Here is a 20,464-nt window from a genome sequence, read left to right as displayed (position 1 = left end):
AACGGGCGCGCTACCGCCGCAGCCACTGCCGCCGCCGCGCCAGCCGCACGACGTCGTCCCAGCCCGCGCACTCCGCCCTCAGCCGCGGCCACACGCGCAGCAGCAGTTCGGCTTCCGCCAGGGCGTCGGCGGTGGCTTCATGGCGGCGGGGACAGTGGAGCCCGAAGTGCTCGAGCCAGGCGTCCAGCGTGCCGCCCGGGATTTCGCCGAAGGTGACGGCACACAGGAATTCGATGTCGGCCCACGGGTTTGCCAACTCGGGAGCCCGCTGGCTGCGCAGGGCGCGCTGCAGCACCTCCCGGTCGAATGCCGCGTGAAAGGCCAGCAAGGGCGAAGCGCCGACGTAGGCGGCGAAATCGGCCAGCGCGGTGCCGGCCGGCCGGCCCTCCCGCTGGCGCTGCCAGCCGATGCCGTGGAGCAGGATGTTCGCCCGGTCCGCCGACAAGTGCTCCGGCCGCACGATCGACTCGAAGCTGTCGCCCGGCAGGATGCTGGCCTGCCGCGTCACGCGGTCGATACGGACCGCGACGGCGCCGATCGCCACCAGCGCATCCCGCGCGGGGTCCAGGCCGGTGGTTTCGAGATCGACCACCACCCAGCGTGCCTCGTCGACCCGGGCCGGCCGGGCCGGCCGCCACAGGCGGGAAAGCAGCGTCACCGGTCGTAGTCCAGGCGCAGCCGCTGCTGCAGCAGTTTCGCGATGCGCAGCGCCTCCTTCAGCGTGCGGCGTTCCAGGTCGCTCAAGGTGTCGAGCCGGACGTGATTCGGCTGCGCGGCGGTGTTCTCGCCCGCGTCCATCTGCGCCCGCAGGCGCAGCGACTGGACGAAGTCGAAACCGCCAGCCCAGGACTGGCTTTCCCCCGCCGGCACGCCGAGGGCGGCGCCCGCGGCGAGCAGCCGTTCGCGCGTGCCGGTGGCCGCCACGCCCAGGGCCAGCGCATAGATGCGCGCGGCTTCGGTGTAGATGGCCGCCCCCTGCAGCTTCAGGTCCACCCCGCCACGCGCGTCGGGCGCGATCGCGCCGCGCCAGTCGAGCGGCACGCGCCGGTCCAGGGCGTTGAGCGCCATCTGCTTCAGGAAACGCGCGTTGCCGCGCGCCGCCCGCCCCACGTGCTCGCGCAAGGCACCGGCCAGCGCGTCGTCGCCGGCGATCGGCCGGAGGTCGAAGTGGATCGCGGCGGCCAGCAGGTCCTCCGGTCCACCGTGTGCCATCCAGCCAGAGAAGGCCGTGCGCCACTCCGGCAAGGTGCGGCACATGGCCGGCTGTCCGGCCATCACACCGCCCTTGCAAAGCGGATAACCGCAGGCGTCGAGCCCGTGGTTGACTGCCTGCGCGAACGCCAGGACCGCGGCCCGCTCCTGCGCGGGGAAGTCTTCCGCCAGCACCAGCGCGTTGTCCTGGTCGGTCGCGATGGTCTGCTCGCCCCGTCCTTCCGAGCCGAGCGCCAGCCAGCACACGCGCGTGGCATCGACACCATGGCGCGCCGCCTCCAGCGCCACCAGGCGCGCGGTCAGCACGTCGTTCAGGTGGCTGATCATTCCGGTGGCATGGCGCGCGCTCACGCCCTGGCCGAGCAAGAGCCGGGCGAAACGGCGGATCTCGGCGGCCCCCGCCGCCAGGGCCGCGACGTCAGGCGCTGCGCGCAACCGGCCGCTCACGCCCTTCAGGCTCAGGCGCTGCAGCGCGAACAGGTCGCGCTCGGAAACGAGCCCGACCGCCCGGCCGTCCCGCACCACCGGCAGGTGGCGGATGCCGTGGCGGCTCATCGTGAGTGCCGCCTCGTGCGCGGTCGCCTCCGCCGGCAGCGCGTGCACCGGGCTGCTCATGACGGCGCGCACTGGTGAATCCAGCGCGATGCCGGGGAGCGCCACACGGTCCAGCACGTCGTGCCGCGTGAAGATGCCGAGCGGCGCGCCGGCCGCATCGGTCACCAGCATCGAGCCGATGCGCTCCGCCTGCATGCGGCCCAGCACTTCACGCAGCGGGGTGTCCGGGGCGCAGCTCACCGGCGCCCTGCGCGTCAGCTCGCCGAGCGGTGTTTCCAATGACTGTTCGTCGACGGTGCGCGACCAGCTCGCTTCCTGCAGCGCCCGCCCGGTTCGCGCGAGGTCCTCCGCGAAGCGCCGGTTCAGGTAGGCGGCGAATTCCGCGCTGGTGGACGCCAGCTCGCGCAGCGCCGCCACGGGCAGTGCCAGCGCAAAGGTGTCCTGTGTCGCGCGGTAGGTCCGCGTCACCGCGCGGCCGGCCAGCGCCGCGCCGGCCGCCAGCAGGTCACCGGCTTCGTACGAGATGGCATCGGGTCCGCCGGCGGTGTCCGCCGGCCCGCTGCCGGTGACGGCGCCCTCGCGGATATAGAAGAGAGCCTGCGCGGGACCGTTCGCCGGCTCCGCCAGCACTTCACCCGGGGCCACGTACACCTGCTGGGCGTGCGTGGTGAAGAAGTCGAGGGCCGGCTCGTCCATGCGGTCGAAAGGCGGCCGGCGCCGCAGCTCGTCCCGGAACTGGGCGAGCAGGCTGGGTGACGGCACCATGGACCATTCTAGGCACGGCGCACGCGGGGCCGTGGTCTTTCGGATGAGCACGGCGCCGGTTCGCCTGGACGGCTCGAGGCTCTGCGGTATCGCGGTAACACTTTGTTCCTTGCCGCGGCCGCGTTGACACACCCCAGGGCGTGAAATACTCTGAACCTATGCTGGCATCCGAACCGCCCACGGCCGACGCCGCCGTGGTCTCCGCCGAGGCCGAAGCCGCGCGCTATGCGCTGTTGCGCCGCCTGGCGCCTTCCATGCGCCACCACCTGGTGGTCAACCTGCAGCCGATCGGCATGATCTACGAGGTCATGGAGCGGCGCCTGCGCGTCCCCGTGCCGGACCTTGCGAACATCCAGGAAAGCGCCGGCAAGATCAACGGTTTCGCTCGCGCCGCCCTCAACTCCTGCCTCGACGTCGTCGGCTGGCTGGCTCCCGACGCGACAGCGCGCACGTCCGTGCCGGAAGGCGCGCGCGAGTGCGCCTCGCTGCTCGCCACCAGCCTGAGCTTTCGCGGCTACTCGCTGCGCAACCAGGTGCCGGAACTGGCGGGGGAGGTGCGCCGCTCCGCTTTCCGCACGCTGCTCACCGCCGCGCTGGTGTACGCGACCGACCACGAGCCTCCTCCCGCGGACCTGGTGCTGGGCGCGGAAGCCGGGGAGGCCGGCGTCACCATCGTGCTGTCGGTGAAAGCGAACCAGGGCGAGCGCGGATTTCCGTCGGAGCGGAACTACCGCGTGCTCACCTGGGGTGACTTGCAGGCGCTCGCCGCCTCCGAAAGGGTGGAGGTCCAGCGCGCAGACGCCGGCTTGCGCCTGCTGTTTCCCTGGGCCGCGGCGGCGCCTAAGGCTTGAATCCCAGCTTCTTCATGGCGGCGCCCAGGCTGCCGCGGCTGCTTTCGTAGTCCGCCCAGGGCGCGTTGCCCTGGTCGAGACGCTGGTGGACCGTGGCGACGCTCCAGTGCGCGCCGCTCTTCAGCCCGGCCAGTTCGTCCCAGCGCACGGGCACCGAAATGCCCAGCCCCGGCCGGGCCCGCGCCGACCAGGCCGCGGCGGTCGTCGCACCGTAGCCGTTGCGCAGGTAGTCGATGAAGATCCGGCCAACCCGGTTCTTTGGCCCGCTCTTGGCGACGAAGCGGTCCGGCAGCGTCCGGGCGAGGTGCTGCACGACCGCCTGCGAAAAATCCTTCACCGTGTCCCAGTCGTGCTGCTTGCGCAGCGGCACCACCACGTGCAGGCCCTTGCCGCCGCTGGTTTTCAGGAACGAAGGCAGGCCCAGTTCCTCCAGCAGCGCGTGCACGAGCTGCGCGGCCTCCTGGATCTGTGGCCACTCGACCCCTTCTCCCGGGTCGATGTCGAAGGTCATCCGGTCAGGCTTGGTCATGCCGCTCTTGACGCCGTTCCAGGTGTGGAACTCGATCACGTTCATCTGCGCCGCCGACAGCAGGCCTTCCGGCGCGGCGATCTCCAGCATGGCCGCGTGGCCAGGGAAGAACGCCGGATCCAGTGGTGCCACGCCGGCCATCTTGTAGCGCTCCAGGTGCTTCTGGAAGAACAGCTGGCCGGTGATCCCGTCCGGCGCGCGCACCAGCGAGACCGGCCGGCCGCGCAGGTGTTCCATCATCAGCGGCGCGACCAGGGCGTAGTAGCGCACCAGGTCGATCTTCTTCAGGCCACTTTGCGGGTCCACCACGCGGTCGGGGCTGCTGATGCGCAGGTTCGACGGCAAGCCCGCAGCCGCCACCTGGCCAGTCGATGGCGCGGCGGCAGCCGTTGCGTTCCGCGGTGTCTGCCTCGACGGCGCGGGCGCATGCTGCACCGGTTCGCGGCCGATGGCCCGCGGCGGCTTGTCGTCGCGCAGGCCGTGGAACACGGCATGCCGCACCTTGCCTTCGCGCGTCCATTCGCCGAAGGCCACTTCGCAAACCAGCTCCGGGCGGACCCAATGCGCCGCGCGCGGCAGGCCCACGCCCCCCTGGAACGCGCTCTTATCCACCGCCAGCGCATCCAGCCGCTCGCGCAGTTCGCGCAGCGACCGTTCGTTGAACCCGGTGCCGACGTTGCCGGCGTATTGCAGCTTGCCCTCTTTGTCGTGCACGCCCAGCAGCAGCGACCCGATGCCGGTGCGCGAACCCTTGGGATCGGTGTAGCCGCCGATCAGGAACTCCTGCCGCTGCCCGCACTTGAGCTTCAGCCAGTCCGGCGAACGCCGGGTCGAATAGCGTGAGTCGCGCCGTTTGGCGATGACGCCCTCCAGCCCCAGCTTGCAGGCGGACTGCAGCATCTCGGCGACCGGGGCATCGAACACTTCGCTGAAGCGCACCTTGTCCTGCGGCTTGCGCTCGACGATGCGCTGCAGCACGGCGCGGCGTTCCACCAGCGGGACCGCGCGCAGGTCCTGGCCCGCGCAGTAGGGCACGTCGAACAGGTAGTAGACGATGTCGGCGGTGCGGGCACTGTCGAACGCGCCCTGCAGCGCCTGGAAGTCGGCCGGCGCGTGCGTGCCGGGCATGATGATCTCGCCGTCGTACCAGCCGTCGGGCAGGTCCATCGCGCGCAGGGCCTGCTCGAGCGCCGGCAAGCGCGCGGTCCAGTCGTTGCCGTTGCGGGTGATCAGTTGGACGCGTCCGGCCTCGGCGCGTGCCAGCATGCGGTAGCCGTCGAACTTGATCTCGAACAGCCAGTTCTGCGGATCAGCGGGCGGGGCATCGACCAGGGTGGCCAGTTCGGGCTGCAACTCCTTGGGCAATGTGGCGGGCCGGGCGCCTTCGGGCGGGCCGTCCCGCGCAACGCGCGTGGCGGCCGGTGCGGCGGCCCCTGCGACAGCTGGCGCGCCGCCGCGTGCGGACGGCCGGTCTTCCTGGTCTTTCACGCTGTCCGGCATTTCGTCCACGACGCTGTACTCGAGCGCGGGCCGGGCGGAGCCATCGCGTTCCTTGATCAGCAGCCAGGGATCCTTGCCGCGATCGCCCCGGCCTTTCATCCGCACGAGCGTCCAGTGCCCGTGCAGCTTGTGGCCACGCAACTCGAACTTGAGCTTGCCGTCCCTGTAGCCCTTGCGCGGGTCTTCCAGTGGATGCCAGGTGCCCTTGTCCCAGATGATGACCTTGCCCGCGCCGTAGTTGCCTGCGGGGATCGTGCCCTCGAAGCGGTTGTAGGCGATCGGGTGGTCCTCGGTCGGCATCGCCATGCGTTTGTCGGCCGGGTCGAAGCTGGGCCCCTTGGGGACGGCCCAGCTCTTCATGGTGCCGTCGAGTTCCAGCCGGAAGTCGTAGTGCAGGCGGGTCGCCCAGTGCTTCTGGACGACAAAGGAGGGCGCGTCTTCGTTCGCCAGCCCGCCCTCCGCAGGCTCGGGCGTGGCGTCGAATTTGCGCTTCTCGCGGTAGGTCTTCAGGGCGCTGTGTGCCCTGTCGTCCTTAGCCATTCGCCCGGAGCTGGTCGCGCAAAGCCTTCACCTGGTCGTGATTGCGTTGCACGCCCTGCATCTGGCGCTCCACCACCTGGCGCACGTTGGCCGGCAGGTTCTTCTCGAGCGCCTTCTTGTAGCGCGCCTTGGCGTTGTCTTCGCCGCGCTCGCACTCTTCCAGCACGGCCTTGTCGTCGTAGGTGCCGAGGGTGGCCTTCACGGACACCCAGCCGCGGTGGAGCGCGCCCATGGCACTGCCGCCGTCCTCGGGTTGGCCACCGCAATCGCGCACCAGCCCGTTGAGCTCCTGCGCGGCCGAGCGGCAGTCGTCGGCACGCTGCAGGAACAGGGTCTTGAGGTCTTGCCGCTTGGCCTGCTCGGCGCATTCGCGGAACCCATATTCGCCATCCTTGCAGCACTCCACGAGTTCCTTCAGCACGTCGAGGGTGTCCGCGCGGTCGCCGCTGTTGTCGCCAGCCGATTGCAGGCTCCCGACCGCCGCCGCGGCGCCGGTGCTCGCGCCGCCATAGCGCACCTGGTCATCGACCCTTTGCCAGGCGGCCTGGGAGGCCGGCCGGGCGCGCTCCCAGTCCAGCGTGGAACCGGCCCGCGCCGTGTCCCATTCGGAGCCGAGTCGCGGTTCGACGTGGGTCCAAGGGTCTTCGAAGCGCGAGCGTCCCGACAGTCCCAGGCGGTAGGCCGGGCCGTAGTCGTCGAAAGTGCGGCCGGCTTCGTAGTAGGACTCCTTCTCGAAGTTCTCCTTCCAGAAGGCTTCCTCTGCGGTCGGGTTCACGGATTCAGCCGCGGCCTTGCCCGCCAGCCCGCCGACCACGGCACCCACGACACCGCCCACCGCGGCCCCGACCGGCCCCGCCAGCGAGCCGGCGGCCGCTCCGGCGACCGCGCCGCCCGTCGCGCCGATCCCGGTGCCCACCGGGTGCGCCCCCGGTTCCTCGGTGATCGGGTCGCGGTTCAAGTCCTGTTCTTCACGTTCATCGGCGGCCATGGCATCGCTCCTTGCGAGTGGTGGGTGAGTGGAAAGTTGCTTGCCCCATCTTCGAAAAGCTGGCCCAGCCAGTGCGTAGGCGGCGAGCCGCTAGTGCCTGTAGGAGCACGCGCACCCCGCGCGCCGCTGGCAAGGCTGAGCCCGCTCACAGGGGAAAACTGCAACGTCCTACACCGGGCGGCTGGTGCATCAAGCACTCTCGCGTTGCAGGTCCCCCATGAAATATTCCCTCCGCAAGACGCCCTCGCATCTGCACCTCACTTACAAGTACGGCGAGGCGAATGGGGGCTTGCTCGGGCGCAACCTGCAGCTCGAAGTGGTCGACAACGTGCTCACGCTCGAGGTGGACCTGTCGTCCAACCTGTTGGCGCGCAACAAGAGTTCCGGCTGGTACCTGGACGCGGTCAGCCTGTCCACCAACTACCACAAGCTGAAGTTCCTCCAGTGTCCGGACAACCTGGTGCGTGCCCGCCTCATCCGCGCCTGGGAAGCGGTGGCGAACCCGCGGCTGCGCATGCGGCTCCACCTGAATCCCCGCGGCCGCTACCTCTACCTGGTGGCGCCCCATTCGCTCTTCATGGGTGGCATCCAGCTCGACGTCCAGGCCTTCCTCGAGGAAGAGTCGGAAGTCGGCGCGGGCCAGACCACCGAAGCCGAACCGGCCGGCGACGCCGACGCGGACGCCTCTTCGCATCACAGGAATCACGCATGAAATCATTTCGCTGGCTGGCGGCGCTCGCCGCCGCCTCCGCCTTCGCCTTGCCTGCCTTGCCCGTGCACGCCGACGCGGCGAGCTTGCGCGCCCGCCACGCGGACCTGCGCGACGAACTGCGCAACAACAACTACCAGCGTGCGCTGCACATCGACTCGACGGAAAGTCCCAACGTGCTGCAGGGCGACGTCTACGCGGTGCTCGACCACCCGTTCGTCAAGGTCAGCCAGGCCCTGAAGGAGCCGGCGGCATGGTGCGACATCATGATCCTGCCGTTCAACACCAAGTACTGCCACGCGGGGGGCGACCAGCTGCAGGTGCGCATCGGCCGCAAGTACAACCAGCCGGCCGAACAGGCGTTCAAGCTCAGCTTCGGGTTCCGCAACCAGATCGTGGGCAAGGACTACTTCGAGACGCGCCTGAACGCGCCTGAAGGCCCGATCGGCACGCGCGACTACCGCATCACCGTGTCCGCGATTCCGCTGGAGGCCGGCAAGACCTTCCTGCACCTGAGCTATTCCTACGGGTACGGGACCGTGGGACGCATGGCGATGCAGACCTACCTGTCCACGGCGGGGGCCAGCAAGGTCGGCTTCAGCATGTCGAAGGACGCCAACGGCCAGCCCGTGCTCACCGGGGGCGTGCGCGGGGCGGTCGAGCGCAACGCGATGCGCTACTACCTCGCGATCGATTCGTACCTGGAGACGCTCGATGCCCCGGCCGACCAGCGCAACGAAAAGCGGATCCAGTCCTGGTTCAGCGCGACCGAACGGTACCCGAAGCAGTTGCACGAGATGGACCGCTCGACCTACGTCACCATGAAGCGGCAGGAGTACGAGCGGCAACAGACGGCAATGAACTGAGGCGCTGCGCCAAAGAAAAAAGCCGGGGCGACCCGGCTTTTTGTCTGGAGCGAGCGCTGCTCAGCGCAGGCCGGCGGCAGCGCGCAGCGCGGCGGCCTTGTCCGTCCGCTCCCAGGTGAACTCCGGCTCTTCGCGGCCGAAGTGCCCATAAGCGGCGCTCTTCTCGTAGATCGGGCGCAGCAGGTCGAGCATCTGGATGATGCCCTTCGGGCGCAGGTCGAAGTGCTCGTTGATCAGCTCGGCGATCTTGTGGTCGGGCATCACGCCCGTGCCTTCCGTGTAGACGGTCACGTTCATCGGCCGCGCGACGCCGATCGCGTACGCGACCTGGATCTGGCACTGGCGCGCCAGGCCGGCCGCCACGATGTTCTTGGCGACGTAGCGCGCCGCATAGGCGGCCGAACGGTCCACCTTCGACGGGTCCTTGCCCGAGAACGCGCCGCCGCCGTGCGGGCAGGCCCCGCCGTAGGTGTCGACGATGATCTTGCGGCCGGTGAGGCCGCAGTCGCCCTGCGGGCCGCCGATGACGAAGCGGCCGGTGGGGTTGATCAGGTAGCGGGTTTCCTTCAGCCACTCCTTGGGCAGCACGGGCTTGATGATCTCCTCGATCACGGCCTCGTTGAACTCGGCCTTCATCTTGCTGCCGTCGCTCATCTCGGGCGCATGCTGCGAAGACAGCACGACGGTGTCGATGCTGTGCGGCTTGCCGTCGACGTAGCGCATGGTGACCTGGCTCTTGGCGTCCGGCCGCAGGAAGGGCAGGCGGCCGTCCTTGCGCAGCTGGGCCTGGCGCTCGACGAGGCGGTGCGCGTAATAGATCGGCGCGGGCATCAGCACCGGCGTTTCGTCGCAGGCATAGCCGAACATCAGGCCCTGGTCGCCGGCGCCGGTGTTCAGGTGGTCGTCGGACGCATGGTCCACGCCCTGGGCGATGTCGTTGGACTGCTTGTCGTAGCAGACCATGACCGCGCAGCCCTTGTAGTCGATGCCGTACTCGGTGTTGTCGTAGCCGATGCGCTTGATGGTGTCGCGCGCGACCTGGATGTAGTCGACGTGCGCGTTGGTGGTGATTTCGCCCGCCAGCACCACCAGGCCGGTGTTGCACAACGTCTCGGCCGCCACGCGGCTGCGGGGGTCCTGCTTGAAGATCGCGTCGAGGATCGCGTCGGACACCTGGTCCGCCACCTTGTCAGGGTGGCCTTCGGACACGGATTCGGACGTGAAAAGGAAGTCGTTCGCCATTTGAATACACTCCGTTGATGAATTGCGAAAGGCGCGTTGCCTTTGCCGGAGCGGGGGCGAACGCTTTAGCAGAAGTTCTTTAACGTCGCCCTGCAAGTAGTTCCAATAACTCGGCGACCCACGGATTCTACTGCGGGTGAAAAGACTCTTCCAATCCCTGGCCGCGTGGCCGCTGCCCCTGCTCCACGCCGTCGGCGCGGTCCTGGGCTGGCTGGCTTTCCTGGCCTCGCCGACCTACCGGCGCCGGTTCCTGGCCAACGCGGCCCAGGCTGGCTACGCCTGGCGCGAGGTCCGTTCCGCTGTCGCCGAAGCGGGCAAGCTGCTCGGCGAGGTGCCGCGCCTGTGGTTCGGATACACCCCGCCGGTGCGCTGGGAGGGCGAGGAACGCATCCTGGCCGCCCGTGCACTCGGTCGCGGTGTCGTCTGCCTCACGCCACACCTGGGGTGTTTCGAGGTCACGGCGCAAGCGTTCGGTGCACGCTTCGGCCACATCACCGTGCTGTACCGGCCCGCCCGCAAGGCCTGGCTGCGCGAGCTGGTCGACACCGCGCGCAACCGGCCGAACCTGAGCGCGGCGCCCGCCACGCTGCCCGGCGTGCGCCAGATGCTGAAGGCCTTGCGCGCGGGCGAAGCCATCGGCCTGCTGCCGGACCAGGTTCCGCCCCACGGCCTCGGGGTCTGGGCGCCGTTCTTCGGCAGCCCGGCCTACACCATGACACTGGCGGGGCGGCTCGCGCAGCAGACGGGGGCCCCGCTGCTGCTGTTCTGGGGCGAGCGCCTGCCCCGCGGGCAGGGCTATTGCATCCATGTCCGCGACTGGGTGGGCGAGCAGCCGGTGGACCCAGCCGCGGCAGCCAGGCAGTTGAACGAGAACATGGAGGCCCTGGTGCGCGAGTGCCCGGGCCAGTACCTCTGGGGCTACGCACGCTACAAGCAGCCGCGCGAGGCGGGGGCGGCGTGATCAGCCGCCTCGGCATCCTCTTCATGCGGCTGATCGCGCCGCTGCCGCTGCCGTGGGTCCGCGCCTTCGGACATGCCGTCGGCCTGCTGCTCTACCTGGTCGTCGTGCCGCGCCGCAAGGTGGTGGATGTGAACCTGCGGCTCTGCTTCCCGCAATGGAGCGAGGCCGAACGCCGGGCCGTGGCCCGCCAGGTGTTCGTGAACGTCGCCCAGGCCTGGTTCGACCGGGCCTGGCTCTGGCATGCGGACACGGAGACCGTGCGCAGCCGGCTGATGGTCACGGGTGCCGTGAACGAGATGGACGGCAAGGAGCCGGTCATCCTGTTCTGCCCGCATTTCGTGGGTCTCGACGCCGGCGTGACGGCCGTGACGCAGCAAATCCCGCGCAGCGTCATCGGCATCTACACCCGCCAGAGCGATCCGGTCATCGATGCCTGGGTCTTGCGTGGCCGCTTCCGGTTCGGCGACGCCCGGCCGGTCAGCCGCGCCGAGGGCGTGCGCGACATCGTGTCGGTGGTGCGCAAGGGGGGCGTCCTCTACCTGCTGCCGGACATGAACTTCGGCCCGGAGGAGTCGATCTTCGTGCCGTTCTACGGCGTGCAGGCGGCGACGGTGCCATCGCTGTCCCGCTTCGCGCGCCTGTGCCGCGCGAAGGTCGTGCCGCTGATCACCCGCATGACCCCTTCCGGCTACGAGGTGCGCCTGTTGCCGGCCTGGACCGGCTTCCCTTCGGAGGACCCCGAGGCCGACACGGCGCTCATGAACCGCCGGCTGGAAAGTTACGTCGACGAGATGCCGTCCCAGTACTACTGGGTCCACAAGCGGTTCAAGACCCGTCCGGAAGGTGAACCGGGCGTCTACTGAGCGAGGAAATGGGCCAGCCGTTCCGCGACGAAAGCGGGCCGCTCGTGAATGATCCAGTGCGTGGCCCCGGGCACCCGCTCCAGCGTCAGGTCGGCGATGTAGTCGTCCAGTCCATCGATCAACTCCGGTGGCAGCGCGATGTCGTTCATCGCCCAGAGCACGAAGGTGGGGACGGCGATGGTGAGCATTTCGCGTGGGAGCGTGACGGCGGCCGCCGCGGGATCCTCGGGGCGTGGCGGGCGCAGCGGCGATGCGCGGTAGTAGTTGCAGCCACCCGTGAGACTCGCGTCCCAGACCTCGCGGTATTGCTGCTTGACGGCATCGGTCAGCCACTCGCCGCCGCCGCCGTTGGAGAAGAACTTGAACAGGCGCTGGTAGTCGTTCTCGCGCAGGATCGCTTCCGCGTCCGGCCGGACGAGGAAGTTCATGTAGGCGCTGGCTTCCTGCTGGCGCGGGTTGGACTTCAGCTCGCGCAGGAAGGTGCCAGGGTGCGGCGAGTTGATGATGGCCAGGCGTTTCGCGAGCGCGGGCTGCTGGTTGACCAGGCTCCAGGCGACGGCGCCGCCCCAGTCGTGCGCCACCAGGCAATCCAGCCGCCCGCCCTCGGTGGCGATGAGCGCGGCGATGTCCTGCACGATGTGCTTCGGGCGGTAGGCGGCCACCTCTGCCGGCTGCGAAGACCGTTCGAAGCCGCGCAGGTTGGGCGCCACGCAGCGGTAGCCGCCGTTTTCGGGCCGCGAGAAGTGCTCCAGCAGCACGTCCCAGACGAAAGCCGCCTCGGGGAAGCCGTGCAGGAACATGAGCACCGGGCGGCCGCGTTCGCCGGCGGCACGCACGCTCAGGGTGATGCCGTGGGGCAGGGCCTGCTGGAAGGTTTCGATCATTCGGTTTCGGGATGGGTCCACTGCCAGAGCCGGAGGGCAGTTTCCTCCACGCCCTGCCGCTTGAGGGCGGAGAACAGTTTCACATCGCCGCCGCCGGCCTGCAGTCGCGCAATCGACAGCGCCTTGTTGGCCTCCGACCGGTTCAGCTTGTCGGCCTTGGTGAGCAGCACCAGGAACCGCATGCCGGCTTCGACGCGCGGGCGGATGACTTCCAGCAGGATGTCGTCGAGCTCGGTCAGGCCATGGCGGGGGTCGCAGAGCATCACCACGCCCTTCAGGTTGTCCCGGGTCATCAGGTAGTTCGCCATCACCTCCTGCCACCGGATCTTGTCCGCCTTCGGCACGGCCGCGTAGCCGTAACCCGGCAGGTCGGCCAGCACGGCGTCGGTGATGCCCTGCTTGCCGAGCGAGAACAGGTTGATGGCCTGGGTGCGGCCAGGAGTCTTGGAGGCAAAGGCCAGGCGCTTCTGCTGGGTCAGGGTGTTGATGCAGGTCGACTTGCCGGCGTTCGAACGGCCGACGAAGGCGATCTCGGGCGCGTCGTGCACCGGCAGGAACTCCAGCCGCGGTGCGGTGGTGAGGAAGCGGGCGGTGTGCATCCAGCCCATGGCCAGCGCCTCGGGAGTGGCGGCGGAATTTGCCGCGGGTGTGGCAGCGGGGCGGGGCGGGCCCGGCGGGGAAGTCATGGAAGGGGAGGCCGGGGAAGTTCGGCGAGAGGGGCGGAAGGAGGGTCATTGTAGAATCCCAGGGTTTTGCGCCCCGGAAACCGAACAATCGTCATGAAGTCGCCCGCTACCCTGCTGCTGGCCGCCGCGCTGGCCGTCCTTGCGCTCCCGTCCGCGGCCCAGCAGGCTGCCGCACCGGCTGCAGCTGCCGCCGCTCCCGCCGCTTCGGCCCCGCCCGCGGCCGCAGGTGCTGCAGCTCCCGCCGCGCCCGCCCCGGTGGCCAAGGTCGACCTCGCCGCCGGCGAAGCCAAGTACACCGCGACCTGCGCGGCCTGCCATGGCGCGGACGGCAACTCCGGCACGCCGGCCAACCCCAAGATCGCGCAGCAGCACCCCGACTACCTGGTCAAGCAGCTGCAGGAATTCAAGAGCGGCAAGCGACCGAGCCCCATCATGCAGGGCTTCGCCGCGCAGCTGACCGACGCGGACATGAAGAACATCTCGGCCTTCCTGGGTTCGAGGAAGTCCAAGGCCGGTTTCGCGCGGGACAAGGAACTGGTCGCCATGGGCGAGCGCATCTACCGCGGCGGCATCGCCGAGCGGCAGGTCGCCGCCTGCGCGGGCTGCCACAGCCCGAACGGCGCCGGCATCCCGGCGCAGTACCCCCGCCTGGGCGGCCAGCATGCCGACTACACGGCCGGCCAGCTGACCGCTTTCCGCGATGGCGCCCGCAAGAACAGCCTGCAGATGACGCAGGTCGCCCGCAAGTTGAACGACCGTGAAATCCGCGCCGTGGCCGACTACGTCGCCGGTCTGCGCTGAAACTCTTGAACTAACCGCCGGACCCAGACACCAAACAAGGCGGGCGCCTCGCAGGAGGGCCCGCCTTTTTACTTCCTCCCCTTCGCACCCCGACCCGTGACCGCCAGCACCGAGGCCCTCGCCCCCGCCAGCAACCACCGCGCCTCGCGCCAGGTGCTGGAGCTGGTGTCGTCGATGCGGTTCTCGATCTCGCTGCTCACGGTGATCTGCATCGCCTCCGTGATCGGCACCGTGCTGAAGCAGCACGAACCGGTGAACAACTACGTCAACCAGTTCGGCCCGTTCTGGTCGGAAGTGTTCTTCGCGATCAAGCTGAACGCGGTGTACAGCGCCTGGTGGTTCCTGCTGATCCTGGCCTTTCTGGTCGCCAGCACGTCCCTGTGCATCGCGCGCAATGCACCCAAGATCCTGGTGGACCTGAAGGCCTACAAGGAAAACATGCGCGAGCAGAGCCTGGCGGCCTTCCACCACCGGGCGGAGGCCACGCTGGCGCGGGCGCCCGAGGCCGAAGCCCGCCGCATCGGCGCGGTGCTGGCGCAGGCCGGCTGGAAAGTCCGGCTGCAGCAGCGTGGCGAAACCGGCTGGATGGTGGCGGCCAAGGCCGGCAGCATGAACAAGATCGGTTACCTGGCCGCCCACAGCGCCATCGTGCTGGTGTGCCTGGGCGGCCTGCTGGACGGCGACCTGATCGTGCGCGCCCAGATGCTGTTCGGCGGCAAGCAGCCGTTCGCGGGCGGCGGGATGATCGCCGACGTGCCGCCGCAGCACCGCCTGCCCGCGACCAACCCCACCTTCCGCGGCAACCTGCTGGTGGCGGAAGGCACGCAGTCCGGCACCGCCATCCTGAACCAGTCCGACGGCATCCTGCTGCAGGAACTGCCGTTCTCCATCGAGCTGAAGAAGTTCATCGTCGAGTACTACTCGACCGGCATGCCGAAGCTGTTTGCCAGCGAGATCGTCATCCACGACCGCGAGACCGGCGAGAAGATCCCGGCGCGCGTCGAGGTCAATCATCCCGCGCGGCACCGGGGCATCGAGATCTACCAATCCAGCTTCGACGACGGCGGCTCCACGGTGAAGCTGAAGTCGGTGCCGCTGAACGGCAGCGTCAAGGCCTTCGAAGTCGAAGGTGCCATCGGCGCCAGCACCCAGCTCACCCGGGGCCAGGCGACCGAAGCCGACAAGCTGACGCTCGAATACACCGGCCTCCGGGTGATCAACGTCGAGAACCTGGGCGCCACGGACACCGCGGTGGATCCGCGCAAGGTCGACCTGCGCGCGTCCATCGACGAGCGCCTCGGCGCGGCGAACAAGACGACAACGAAGAAGACGCTGCGCAACGTCGGCCCCAGCATCACCTACAAGCTGCGTGACGCCGCCGGCCAGGCCCGCGAATTCCACAACTACATGCTGCCGATGGACCTCGGCGATGGCGTGGCTGTCTTCCTGCTCGGGATGCGCGACACGCCGGCGGAATCGTTCCGTTACCTGCGCCTGCCCGCCGACGAGCAGGGCAACATGGACGGCTTCCTGCGGCTGCGCGCCGCGCTCGCCGACCCGGCGCTGCGCGAGCAGGCGGTGCGCAGCTATGCCCGGCAGGCAACGGACAACGCGCGCCCCGAGCTCGCCGAGCAGCTCGCGGCTTCCACGGCACGCGCCCTGGCGCTCTTCGCGGCGGCCGAGCCCGGCCCCAGCGGGCGCAGCCCCGGCGGGCTGCAGGCGGTGTCGGAGTTCCTGGAGGCCAACGTGCCGGAAGGCGAGCGCGCGCGCGCCGGCGAGGTGCTGGTGCGGATCCTGAACGGCACGCTGTTCGAGCTGGCGCAGCTTGCCCGCAAGCGCGACGGCCTGCCGCCGCTCGAGCGCGACGCCAAGACGCAGGCCTTCATGAACCAGGCCGTGCTGGCGCTGAGCGACGTGCATGCCTACCCGGCGCCCATGGCCTTCCAGCTGCAGGACTTCAAGCAGGTGCAGGCCAGCGTGTTCCAGGTGACGCGCTCGCCGGGCCGGGCCATCGTCTACCTGGGCTGCGCCTTGCTGATCCTGGGTGTTTTTGCGATGCTCTACATCCGGGAGCGCCGCATCTGGGTCTGGCTGAGCCCACGTGACGACGGCTCGCAAGCCCGCATGGCGCTTTCCAGCAACCGCAAGCTGCTGGACGTCGACCGCGAATTCGAACGCCTGCGCCACCATTTGCTCGAGGCCAAATCATGAACACGGCGACCACCACCGCGACCCACACGCTGACACTGCACGAAGGCTTTTTCGCGAAGCGCAGTCCTTTCGACTGGGTGTTTGCGCTGCTGGTCGTGGCCGGAGGCGCCTACGCGTTCACGCAGTACGCCCAGCACATGGATGTCTACGAGAAGGGCATCCTGCTCGGCACCGTGCCCGCGGCCATCTGGCTCGCCTGGTTCTGGCGGCCGCTGCGCGTGCTGATGCTGGTCGTCGCCGGCTTCTCGCTGCTGGCCATCGCCTCCTACCAGGGCAGCCTGGCCCGCGCCGATACCGTCTTCTGGCTCAAGTACTTCCTCTCCAGCCAGTCCGCCATCCTCTGGATGAGCGTGCTGTTCTTCATGAGCACGCTGTTCTACTGGATCGGCATGGTCTCGCGTGGCCAGAGCGCCGCCATGGAGTCCATCGCCTCGCGTCTGGCCTGGGTGGCCGTGGGCATGGCGCTGGTGGGCACGATGGTGCGCTGGTACGAGAGCTACCTGCTCGGCCCGGACATCGGCCACATTCCCGTGAGCAACCTGTACGAGGTGTTCGTCCTGTTCTGCTGGATGACGACGGCCTTCTACCTGTACTTCGAGGACCAGTACCAGACGCGTTCGCTCGGCGCCTTCGTCATGCTGGTGGTGAGCGCCGCGGTCGGCTTCCTGCTCTGGTACACGGTCGTTCGCGAAGCGCACGAGATCCAGCCGCTGGTACCGGCCCTCAAGAGCTGGTGGATGAAGCTGCACGTGCCCGCCAACTTCATCGGCTACGGCACCTTCGCGCTCTCGGCCATGGTGGCTTTCGCCTACCTGATCAAGCAGCAGGCCACCGAGACGCGCTGGTACAAGCTCGCGCCCCTGTGGCTGCTGGGCGTGGTGCTCTGCTTCGAGCCGGTGGTGTTCCGCAAGTCGGTCTCCGGCGCCGGCAGCTATTGGGCGGTGTATTTCGGCATCTCCGCGCTGATCGTCGGCGGCATCCTCTGGGGCCGCCGGCACATCGCGAGCCGGCTGCCCTCGTTCGAGATCCTCGATGACGTGATGTACAAGTCCATCGCCGTCGGCTTCGCCTTCTTCACCATCGCCACGGTCCTCGGCGCGCTGTGGGCTGCCGAAGCCTGGGGCGGATACTGGAGCTGGGACCCGAAGGAAACCTGGGCCCTCATCGTCTGGCTGAACTACGCGGCCTGGCTGCACATGCGGCTGATGAAGGGCCTCCGCGGCACGGTGTCCGCGTGGTGGGCCCTGGTGGGGCTGGCGGTGACCACCTTTGCCTTCCTGGGCGTGAACATGTTCTTGTCGGGACTCCACAGCTACGGCGAACTGTGATCGCGGAGTTGGACGGGGCGGGCGAATCCTTGTAAGAATGCGCTGCGTATAGAGACATACGCCAAGCATTCCAGGAGACGCCATGCTGATCAAGACCGGCCGCGACGGGTTCCAACATCCCGTTCCCAGCGAAATCACGCCCTTCGGCGTCTACCAGGATCGCCGCCGCCTGCTGAAGCTCATGGCGTCCGGCGTGGCAGGCGCGGGCCTGGCGGCATGGGCGGGGCGCCAGGCACTGGCGCAGCAGGTGGCGCCGCCGGGCAAGCACGCCGCCCTGAAGTCCACGCGTTCGACGGCGGCCGGTGCGGTGACCATGGAAAAGATCACCGACTACAAGGACGCCTCGACCTACAACAATTTCTACGAGTTCGGCACCGACAAGTCCGACCCCGCGAAGAACGCCCACACGCTCAAGACGACGCCCTGGACGGTGGAAGTCGATGGCATGGTGAAGAAGCCGGGCAAGTACGGCATCGAGGATCTGCTGAAGCTGAGCGCGCAGGAGGAGCGCATCTACCGCCTGCGCTGTGTCGAAGGCTGGTCGATGGTTGTTCCGTGGGTCGGTTATCCGGTCTCGAAGCTGGTGGAGAAGGTCGAACCCCTGGGCAGCGCCAAGTACGTGGAGTTCATCACGCAGGCCGACCCCAAGACCATGCCTTATGTCGGCTCACGCGTGCTCGATTGGCCGTACGTCGAGGCGCTGCGGCTCGATGAGGCGATGCACCCGCTGGCGCTGCTCACGTTCGGCATGTACGGCGAGGTGTTGCCCAACCAGAACGGCGCGCCGGTGCGCCTGGTGGTGCCCTGGAAGTACGGCTTCAAGAGCGGCAAGTCGATCGTCCGCATCCGCTTCACCGACAAGGAACCGAAGACCGCCTGGAACAAGGCGGCGGCCAACGAGTACGGCTTCTATTCGAACGTCAATCCCGAGGTGGACCATCCGCGCTGGAGCCAGGCGACCGAACGCCGCATCGGCGAGGACGGCCTGTTCGCCAAGAAGCGCAAGACGTTGATGTTCAACGGCTACGAGGCGCAGGTCGGGCAGCTCTACGCGGGCATGGACCTGAAGAAGAACTACTGAAATGTCTTTCGCGCGCGCCTTGCTGCATCCGGCAGCCAAGCCGGTGCTGTTCGTGCTGTGCCTGCTGCCGTTCGCCTGGCTGTTCTATGGCGCGTTGGCCAACCAGCTGGGTGCCAATCCTGCGGAATACCTGATTCGTTCCACCGGCGACTGGACGCTGCGCTTCCTCTGCATCACGCTGGCCGTCACGCCGCTGCGGGTGATGGCCGGGCTGCCGCCGCTCGCGCGCTTTCGCCGCATGCTCGGCCTGTTCGTCTACTTCTATGTCGTGCTGCACCTGCTCAGCTACAGCTGGTTCGACATGGGCTTCGACGTCGCCGACATCGCCAAGGACATCGCCAAGCGGCCCTTCATCCTGGTGGGGTTCGCGGGCTTCGTGCTGCTGACGCCACTGGCCGCCACGTCGTTCAATCGGGCGGTCAAGGCCATGGGCGCGAAGCGCTGGCAGGCCTTGCACAAGCTGGTCTACGTGATCGCCGGGCTCGGCATCCTGCACTTCTTCTGGATGCGCTCGGGCAAGAACGACTTTGCCGAGGTGGCGATCTATGCGGTCATCCTCGCCGTGCTGCTGGGATGGCGCTTGCAGCAGTTCCTGCGCAAGCGCAAAGGTGCTCAGGGCAGCAGCTTTTCCTTGCGCAGCTGATCGGCGACGTCTTCGCGTTCCCGGATCAGGAAGCTTTCGCCGCCGTCCACCAGCACCTCGGCCGCGCGCCCGCGCGTGTTGTAGTTGCTGGCCATGCTCATGCAATAGGCGCCCGCCGACAGCACCGCCAGCAAGTCCCCGGGCCGGACCGCGAGGCTGCGGTCGCGGCCGATCCAGTCGCCGCTTTCGCACACCGGGCCCACCACGTCGTAGTGGGCCGGTTCGCCGCCGCCGCGCGCCACCGGCACGATCGCGTGGAAGGCCTGGTACATCGCCGGCCGCGGCAGGTCGTTCATCGCCGCGTCGATCACGCAGAAGTTCTTGGCCTCGCCGGGCTTCAGGTAGAGCACTTCGGAGACGCAGACCCCGGCGTTGCCGACCAGGGACCGCCCCGGCTCGATCATGAACTGGCGTTCGCCGTAGCCACGGGCGTCGAGCCGGGCCAACAGCTGCTGCCAGAGCGCATCGGCGGCGGGCGGCTGTTCGCCGTTGTACGAGATGCCCAGGCCGCCGCCGAAGTCGATATGGGCCAGCGGCATGCCGGCAGCCTCGATCTGCGCCACCAGGTCCAGGATGCGATCCATCGCATCGAGATAAGGCGCGACCTCGGTGATCTGCGAACCGATGTGGCAGTCGATGCCGGCCACCCGCAACCCTGGCAATTCGCGTGCGCGCCGGTAGACCTCCAGCGCGCGCTCGTGCGCGATGCCGAACTTGTTGCCCTTCAGGCCCGTGGAGATGTAGGGGTGCGTCTTCGGGTCGACGTTCGGGTTGACGCGCAGACTGATGGCCGCCGTCTTCCCGGCGGCGCTGGCGACTTCGCTCAGCACTTCCAGTTCGGCTTCGCTCTCCACGTTGAAGCAACCGATACCGGCTTCCAGTGCGCGCCGCATCTCGGCCCGGGTCTTGCCGACGCCGGAAAAGATGATGTCGGCGCCGCGCACACCGACGGCCAGCACGCGTTCCAGTTCGCCCCCGGAAACGATGTCGAAGCCGCAGCCCGCGCGCGCGAAGGTCTGCAGGATGGCCAGCGACGAGTTGGCCTTGAGCGCGTAGCAGATCTTCACCTTGCGGCCGGCGAATCCGCGCTGATAGGCGGCCAGCGCCTCCAGCATCGAGGCCTTGGAATAGACGAAGAGCGGCGTCCCGTGCCGGCGCGCGAGGTCCGCCAGCGCGACCCCTTCCACCTGCAAGGCGTCGTCCTGGTACGCCACCTGGGGGCTACCCGGCAACGGCGCGGCACTCATGG

The 20,464-nt window shown here is 68.6% G+C and carries 18 protein-coding genes; 10 read left to right on the top strand and 8 right to left on the bottom strand.

Going from position 1 to position 20,464, the window contains the following annotated elements:
- Positions 1-10: 10 nt before the first annotated feature.
- Together FN976_RS16015 and FN976_RS16010 are read right to left on the bottom strand one after the other, a co-directional pair.
- The gene (locus FN976_RS16015; protein ID WP_145894036.1) at positions 11-658 is read right to left on the bottom strand and encodes a 3'-5' exonuclease; all 648 of its coding nucleotides are present in this window, start codon (positions 656-658) and stop codon (positions 11-13) included.
- Complete coding sequence (locus FN976_RS16010) at positions 655-2,532, bottom strand: DUF294 nucleotidyltransferase-like domain-containing protein (protein ID WP_145894035.1); 1,878 nt, start codon at positions 2,530-2,532, stop codon at positions 655-657. The genes FN976_RS16015 and FN976_RS16010 overlap by 4 nt, the downstream gene beginning before the upstream one ends.
- Before the next feature lie 158 nt (positions 2,533-2,690).
- On the opposite strand from FN976_RS16010, the gene FN976_RS16005 reads away from it, so the two are divergent.
- Positions 2,691-3,383 carry a hypothetical protein gene (locus FN976_RS16005; protein ID WP_145894034.1) on the top strand — a complete coding sequence of 231 codons (693 nt, stop codon included), beginning with the start codon at positions 2,691-2,693 and terminating at the stop codon, positions 3,381-3,383.
- Here the strand turns inward: FN976_RS16005 and ligD are convergent.
- Both ligD and FN976_RS15995 read right to left on the bottom strand, forming a co-directional pair.
- Positions 3,373-5,952, bottom strand: a complete 2,580-nt coding sequence (ligD, locus tag FN976_RS16000; protein ID WP_145894033.1) for a DNA ligase D — start codon at positions 5,950-5,952, stop codon at positions 3,373-3,375. The two genes, FN976_RS16005 and ligD, sit on opposite strands and share 11 nt — an antisense overlap.
- Positions 5,945-6,940: a PA2169 family four-helix-bundle protein gene (locus FN976_RS15995; protein ID WP_145894032.1), complete on the bottom strand. Its 996-nt coding sequence runs from the start codon at positions 6,938-6,940 to the stop codon at positions 5,945-5,947. The genes ligD and FN976_RS15995 overlap by 8 nt, the downstream gene beginning before the upstream one ends.
- Positions 6,941-7,157: 217 nt before the next feature.
- Here FN976_RS15995 and FN976_RS15990 point away from each other — a divergent pair, with 217 nt between their 5' ends.
- Both FN976_RS15990 and FN976_RS15985 read left to right on the top strand, forming a co-directional pair.
- Positions 7,158-7,652, top strand: coding sequence for a hypothetical protein (locus FN976_RS15990; protein ID WP_145894031.1), 495 nt, complete (start codon positions 7,158-7,160; stop codon positions 7,650-7,652).
- Positions 7,649-8,515, top strand: a complete 867-nt coding sequence (locus FN976_RS15985; protein ID WP_145894030.1) for a hypothetical protein — start codon at positions 7,649-7,651, stop codon at positions 8,513-8,515. Before FN976_RS15990 ends, FN976_RS15985 begins: the two co-directional genes overlap by 4 nt.
- A gap of 60 nt (positions 8,516-8,575) precedes the next feature.
- Here the strand turns inward: FN976_RS15985 and metK are convergent, their stop codons facing one another.
- Positions 8,576-9,757 (bottom strand): methionine adenosyltransferase, encoded by a 1,182-nt coding sequence (gene metK, locus FN976_RS15980; protein ID WP_145894029.1) that lies wholly within the window; start codon positions 9,755-9,757, stop codon positions 8,576-8,578.
- A 136-nt stretch (positions 9,758-9,893) separates the two neighbouring features.
- Between metK and FN976_RS15975 the strand changes: the two genes are divergently transcribed.
- Together FN976_RS15975 and FN976_RS15970 are read left to right on the top strand one after the other, a co-directional pair.
- The gene (locus FN976_RS15975) at positions 9,894-10,718 is read left to right on the top strand and encodes a lysophospholipid acyltransferase family protein (RefSeq protein ID WP_145894028.1); all 825 of its coding nucleotides are present in this window, start codon (positions 9,894-9,896) and stop codon (positions 10,716-10,718) included.
- On the top strand, positions 10,715-11,581 hold the full coding sequence (locus FN976_RS15970; protein WP_145894027.1) for an LpxL/LpxP family acyltransferase: 867 nt from the start codon (positions 10,715-10,717) through the stop codon (positions 11,579-11,581). The genes FN976_RS15975 and FN976_RS15970 overlap by 4 nt, the downstream gene beginning before the upstream one ends.
- Here FN976_RS15970 and FN976_RS15965 read toward each other — a convergent pair.
- Both FN976_RS15965 and yihA read right to left on the bottom strand, forming a co-directional pair.
- Positions 11,575-12,465, bottom strand: coding sequence for an alpha/beta fold hydrolase (locus FN976_RS15965; protein ID WP_145894026.1), 891 nt, complete (start codon positions 12,463-12,465; stop codon positions 11,575-11,577). The genes FN976_RS15970 and FN976_RS15965 overlap by 7 nt on opposite strands.
- Entirely contained in the window at positions 12,462-13,151 is a 690-nt protein-coding gene (gene yihA, locus FN976_RS15960) for a ribosome biogenesis GTP-binding protein YihA/YsxC (protein WP_145894025.1), read from the bottom strand. The genes FN976_RS15965 and yihA overlap by 4 nt, the downstream gene beginning before the upstream one ends.
- Before the next feature lie 93 nt (positions 13,152-13,244).
- On the opposite strand from yihA, the gene FN976_RS15955 reads away from it, so the two are divergent.
- The 5 genes from FN976_RS15955 (at position 13,245) to msrQ (ending at position 19,215) form a co-directional block, all read left to right on the top strand.
- The gene (locus tag FN976_RS15955; protein ID WP_145894024.1) at positions 13,245-13,952 is read left to right on the top strand and encodes a c-type cytochrome; all 708 of its coding nucleotides are present in this window, start codon (positions 13,245-13,247) and stop codon (positions 13,950-13,952) included.
- A gap of 174 nt (positions 13,953-14,126) precedes the next feature.
- Positions 14,127-16,163: a cytochrome c biogenesis protein ResB gene (locus FN976_RS15950; protein WP_145894083.1), complete on the top strand. Its 2,037-nt coding sequence runs from the start codon at positions 14,127-14,129 to the stop codon at positions 16,161-16,163.
- A complete protein-coding gene (gene ccsB / locus FN976_RS15945) occupies positions 16,160-17,491 on the top strand; it encodes a c-type cytochrome biogenesis protein CcsB (protein ID WP_145894023.1) in 1,332 nt (443 codons plus the stop codon). Before FN976_RS15950 ends, ccsB begins: the two co-directional genes overlap by 4 nt.
- 82 nt (positions 17,492-17,573) lie before the next feature.
- Positions 17,574-18,572: a protein-methionine-sulfoxide reductase catalytic subunit MsrP gene (msrP, locus tag FN976_RS15940; protein ID WP_145894022.1), complete on the top strand. Its 999-nt coding sequence runs from the start codon at positions 17,574-17,576 to the stop codon at positions 18,570-18,572.
- A 1-nt stretch (position 18,573) separates the two neighbouring features.
- Complete coding sequence (msrQ, locus tag FN976_RS15935; protein ID WP_145894021.1) at positions 18,574-19,215, top strand: protein-methionine-sulfoxide reductase heme-binding subunit MsrQ; 642 nt, start codon at positions 18,574-18,576, stop codon at positions 19,213-19,215.
- On the opposite strand, the gene lysA is transcribed toward msrQ, so the two are convergent.
- Positions 19,185-20,462, bottom strand: a complete 1,278-nt coding sequence (gene lysA, locus FN976_RS15930; RefSeq protein WP_145894020.1) for a diaminopimelate decarboxylase — start codon at positions 20,460-20,462, stop codon at positions 19,185-19,187. The genes msrQ and lysA overlap by 31 nt on opposite strands.
- Between the last annotated feature and the right edge of the window lie 2 nt (positions 20,463-20,464).

The sequence above is a fragment of the Caenimonas sedimenti genome, assembly GCF_007833165.1.
Lineage (GTDB): Bacteria > Pseudomonadota > Gammaproteobacteria > Burkholderiales > Burkholderiaceae_C > Ramlibacter > Ramlibacter sedimenti.
Note: the sequence above shows the minus strand (reverse complement) of the source record. Positions and strands in the feature narration are given on the sequence as shown.

Excerpts from the sequence above, each read along its gene's own strand:
- FN976_RS16010 (WP_145894035.1), bottom strand. The coding sequence starts at position 2,532 with ATGGTGCCGTCACCCAGCCTGCTCGCCCAGTTCCGGGACGAGCTGCGG.
- FN976_RS16005 (WP_145894034.1), top strand. The coding sequence starts at position 2,691 with ATGCTGGCATCCGAACCGCCCACGGCCGACGCCGCCGTGGTCTCCGCC.
- ligD (WP_145894033.1), bottom strand. The coding sequence starts at position 5,952 with ATGGCTAAGGACGACAGGGCACACAGCGCCCTGAAGACCTACCGCGAG.
- FN976_RS15995 (WP_145894032.1), bottom strand. The coding sequence starts at position 6,940 with ATGGCCGCCGATGAACGTGAAGAACAGGACTTGAACCGCGACCCGATC.
- FN976_RS15990 (WP_145894031.1), top strand. The coding sequence starts at position 7,158 with ATGAAATATTCCCTCCGCAAGACGCCCTCGCATCTGCACCTCACTTAC.
- FN976_RS15985 (WP_145894030.1), top strand. The coding sequence starts at position 7,649 with ATGAAATCATTTCGCTGGCTGGCGGCGCTCGCCGCCGCCTCCGCCTTC.
- metK (WP_145894029.1), bottom strand. The coding sequence starts at position 9,757 with ATGGCGAACGACTTCCTTTTCACGTCCGAATCCGTGTCCGAAGGCCAC.
- FN976_RS15965 (WP_145894026.1), bottom strand. The coding sequence starts at position 12,465 with ATGATCGAAACCTTCCAGCAGGCCCTGCCCCACGGCATCACCCTGAGC.
- yihA (WP_145894025.1), bottom strand. The coding sequence starts at position 13,151 with ATGACTTCCCCGCCGGGCCCGCCCCGCCCCGCTGCCACACCCGCGGCA.
- FN976_RS15955 (WP_145894024.1), top strand. The coding sequence starts at position 13,245 with ATGAAGTCGCCCGCTACCCTGCTGCTGGCCGCCGCGCTGGCCGTCCTT.
- FN976_RS15950 (WP_145894083.1), top strand. The coding sequence starts at position 14,127 with ATGCGGTTCTCGATCTCGCTGCTCACGGTGATCTGCATCGCCTCCGTG.
- ccsB (WP_145894023.1), top strand. The coding sequence starts at position 16,160 with ATGAACACGGCGACCACCACCGCGACCCACACGCTGACACTGCACGAA.
- msrP (WP_145894022.1), top strand. The coding sequence starts at position 17,574 with ATGCTGATCAAGACCGGCCGCGACGGGTTCCAACATCCCGTTCCCAGC.
- msrQ (WP_145894021.1), top strand. The coding sequence starts at position 18,574 with ATGTCTTTCGCGCGCGCCTTGCTGCATCCGGCAGCCAAGCCGGTGCTG.
- lysA (WP_145894020.1), bottom strand. The coding sequence starts at position 20,462 with ATGAGTGCCGCGCCGTTGCCGGGTAGCCCCCAGGTGGCGTACCAGGAC.